At 48.3% G+C, this 569-nt stretch carries 1 protein-coding gene; it reads left to right on the top strand.

The features are described from left to right. Window positions 1–569, top strand: a 569-nt coding sequence (locus SKC36_RS12280; RefSeq protein ID WP_459466073.1) for a hypothetical protein, incomplete at both ends; no start/stop codon positions are given.

Raw genomic sequence — 569 nt, 5'->3', positions numbered from 1 at the left:
ATCACGGCGAAGGATGCGAATGGCAATACGGTAACAGGATATACAGGCAGCAAGAGCTTAACGTTTAGTGGAGCGAATAGTTCATCGTCTCCAGTGACGGCACCAAAAGTAGGAGGTACAGACTTTGGCACGGCTACGAGTGTGGTCTTCACGGATGGAGTAGCTACGGCTAGTCTGAGCTTGTACAAAGTAGAGTCTGCTTCAATCAATGTGAGTGATGGCAGCTTGACGGCAAGTGGAGCTGGCGAATTATCGGTGAGTGTTTCAGTGGGAAGCTTTGCTAAGTTCAGCTTAGCCTTAGCAGGTCCACAGACCAGTGGAGTAGCCTTTACGGGCACGAATACCTTAACGGCACAAGATGCTTATGGCAACGTAGTGACAGGCTTTAATGCCTCGACGAATAATGTTACAGTAAGCAGTAGCTTGATAGGAAGCATCACGGGCTTATCGGGCACGAATAAATTAAATGGAGCAGGCGACTTTAGTAGTGGAGTGGCGAACTTGACAAGCTTAGGCTTAATGTTTACAGGAACTTCGGGCTCAGGTAGCTTCACGTTTAGTCCAGCAAC

The organism is Aquirufa sp. OSTEICH-129A (genome assembly GCF_054558355.1).
This window is presented reverse-complemented; position numbering and strand designations above follow the sequence as displayed.